A 2,495-nucleotide genomic window follows, 5' to 3' on the forward strand; every position below is an offset into this window, starting at 1 on the left:
AACTTCTGCAAGCCCTGCTGTCACGCGACGTCTTCATCCGCAAGCCGATGGTGCCACGGCTCGACCGCTGCATCCGCGTCAGCGTCGGCCTCGATCACGAGCTCGACATTTTTGCCGAGGAACTTCCCGGTGCTTTGGCGGCAGCGCGGGGCAATTAGGATACCGCTGGCGCGCAACCGGCAGCAAAAGCCGCCTACAAATCCATTTCCCAGGTCTGGCCGGTCAGATCCTTGCCGAAGCTGCGGTGGTGCTCCTGCGAGACCAGCCTGAAGCCGGCACGTTCGTAGATCGCGCGCGCCGCAACGAGGATGTCGTTGGTCCACAGAACCAGCTTGGTGTAGCCGCAAGCCCGGGCCTGGTTCACGCATTCCGCCACCAGTCGTTTGCCGATGCCGAAGCCGCGCGCCGACGCCTCGACATGCAGCATTCTCAGCTTGGCCACCTTGTCATCCTGATGAACCAGGAACACCGCGCCGACCGGCTGACCACCGCGCTCGGCGATCCAGCAGAAATCGCGGCCGGGCACGAAATTGCGAATGAAATCGGCGCCGATCTCGGCGAGCATGGCCTCGAACTCGATCGTCCAGCCATATTCCTCGGCATAAAGTTGGGCCTGGCGCTGCACGACCCAGCCGACATCGCCGACGCGGTGCGGCCGCAACGTCACCTCACCGCTTTCACGGGTGGGATCACCCAGCAATTCCCCCGCCTTGCGCAAGGCGCTGCGCAGTTCATGCAACCTGTCGTCGGGTACGCTTTCGATCAGCCGCGCCGTATCCCGATCGGCCGCCGCCTGCAGCCTGGCAAGCGCTGCCTCGCCCCTTGCGGTCAGCGAGAGGACCCTTCGGCGCCGGTCAGCCGGGTCCGTTCTGGCCTCGGTCAGCCCCTGGCCCGCGAACTTGCGCAGGATCCGCGTCAGATAGGCGGCATCGACACGCAACTGTCTCGATATTTCGGAGGCCGCCGGGCCATTCTCCAGCCGAAAAGCACCAACCAGGAAACCTCGCTCGCCGGCGATTTCGGCGGAAGCCGGGTTGCTGCGGTGACCCAGTTCGAACAGCACGCGCGCCTCGGTCAAAGTGAATGCACTTTGTGTCAGCGTCTCGTCGAGAAGGCCGACAGTGCGCGTGTAGAAGCGATTGAAGCGCCGGACATCGGCCACCAATGCGTTGCGTTCGTCCAACATTTGCGGCCAGCTCCTAATAAAGCAGTTCCATTTTCCTAAATTAGTGGACTGAGTCAATTAAATTCAAGGCCAGAAGGCCAGCTAAAGCCGGAAGGCCCAGCTATTGCGTCCGCGCGCAGGTTGCATTCCTCAGGTCGTGCGCCAGATTCAAAACGAGACAGGCTTGGAGAGATTCATGGCTGGTCATCGCAGGAAAGTGCACGCACGCGTCTACGGTAACGTGCAAGGCGTCGGCTTCAGAGCCTGGGCCCGGGATGAGGCCACGGGCCTTGGTCTTGCGGGCTGGGTTTGCAATGAAGCGGACGGGTCCGTAACGGCCGAGATCGCAGGCCTCGATGAGGCGGTCTCGACAATGATCGAGCGCCTCTGGAAAGGGCCGGCCGGGGCTTTGGTTTCCAAGGTCGACGTCGAGGAGTTGGAGGCAGACAACGCCTCTGTTGGGTTCAGGATCGTGGCATGAAGGCGGATTTGGATTGAGCGCCTTGAATTAATTAAACGTTCGTTTTATTATTGCTCCGCAGAGGAGCTGACATGGCACGCACCGCCGGGTCTGATGGCGAAAAGACCGAAGCGACCATTCGTGAGGCGGCGGTCAATCTGATCGCGCGTTTTGGCTACGAGGCGATGTCGATGCGACAGCTCGCAGCCGAGGTCGGCGTACAGGCGGCCGCGCTCTACCGCTACTTTCCGACCAAGGAAGAGCTTCTGTTCATGCTGATGCGCGAGCACATGGAAGGTTTGACCGAAGCGTGGGAAACAGCTCGCCCGGTTAATGCGGATCCCGTGCAGCGGCTTTCGGCCTATGTCGAAAACCACATCACTTTCCACATCGAGCGACGGCACGCCACGCATGTGTCGAACATGGAATTGCGCAGCCTGTCGCCGGAAAGGCTGACGCAGATCCTGCGCATGCGCACTGCCTACGAGAAGGAGCTGCGCACCATCCTGCGCGACGGCGCCGAGACGGGCGCCTTCAGCATCGACGACACCGGACTGACCGCCATGGCGCTGATCCAGATGATGACCGGCGTCATCGTCTGGTTTCGGCCGGGCGAACGGCTGTCGATCGGCGAAGTGACCACAACATATCTTTCAATGACAATGCGGCTCGTCGGCGCGAAGATCGACGCCTACAGCGCCGCGCGTCCCTTCGGACGCGCAAAGGACGCTGCAGCCTTTTGATTCGCGCATGATCCCTTTTCGAATCAAAGTCGATTTTCGGGGTCATGCGCAGGGAGGAGAAAAATGTACACCAACACGCTCAGCTTCGGGCATGACGAAGAGATCGAGGCGCTGCGCGACATGGTGC

The 2,495-nt window shown here is 61.3% G+C and carries 3 protein-coding genes and 1 pseudogene; 3 read left to right on the forward strand and 1 reads right to left on the reverse strand.

Annotated features, from left to right (window positions below; genetic code table 11):
* Positions 1 to 158 (forward strand): annotated as a pseudogene (locus EN991_RS41280) (pyridoxal phosphate-dependent aminotransferase); the annotation flags it as partial.
* A 35-nt stretch (positions 159 to 193) separates the two neighbouring features.
* Here the strand turns inward: EN991_RS41280 and EN991_RS32105 are convergent.
* Complete coding sequence (locus tag EN991_RS32105) at positions 194 to 1,186, reverse strand: helix-turn-helix domain-containing GNAT family N-acetyltransferase (protein WP_127370254.1); 993 nt, start codon at positions 1,184 to 1,186, stop codon at positions 194 to 196.
* A 175-nt stretch (positions 1,187 to 1,361) separates the two neighbouring features.
* On the opposite strand from EN991_RS32105, the gene EN991_RS32110 reads away from it, so the two are divergent.
* On the forward strand, positions 1,362 to 1,646 hold the full coding sequence (locus EN991_RS32110; protein ID WP_063173625.1) for an acylphosphatase: 285 nt from the start codon (positions 1,362 to 1,364) through the stop codon (positions 1,644 to 1,646).
* A gap of 71 nt (positions 1,647 to 1,717) precedes the next feature.
* Positions 1,718 to 2,368 carry a TetR/AcrR family transcriptional regulator gene (locus tag EN991_RS32115; RefSeq protein WP_127370255.1) on the forward strand — a complete coding sequence of 217 codons (651 nt, stop codon included), beginning with the start codon at positions 1,718 to 1,720 and terminating at the stop codon, positions 2,366 to 2,368.
* Positions 2,369 to 2,495 lie beyond the last annotated feature (127 nt).

It is taken from the genome of Mesorhizobium sp. M7A.F.Ca.US.005.03.2.1 (assembly GCF_003997795.1).
In the GTDB taxonomy this organism is placed as follows: domain Bacteria; phylum Pseudomonadota; class Alphaproteobacteria; order Rhizobiales; family Rhizobiaceae; genus Mesorhizobium; species Mesorhizobium ciceri.

Excerpts from the sequence above, each read along its gene's own strand:
- EN991_RS32105 (WP_127370254.1), bottom strand. The coding sequence starts at position 1,186 with ATGTTGGACGAACGCAACGCATTGGTGGCCGATGTCCGGCGCTTCAAT.
- EN991_RS32110 (WP_063173625.1), top strand. The coding sequence starts at position 1,362 with ATGGCTGGTCATCGCAGGAAAGTGCACGCACGCGTCTACGGTAACGTG.
- EN991_RS32115 (WP_127370255.1), top strand. The coding sequence starts at position 1,718 with ATGGCACGCACCGCCGGGTCTGATGGCGAAAAGACCGAAGCGACCATT.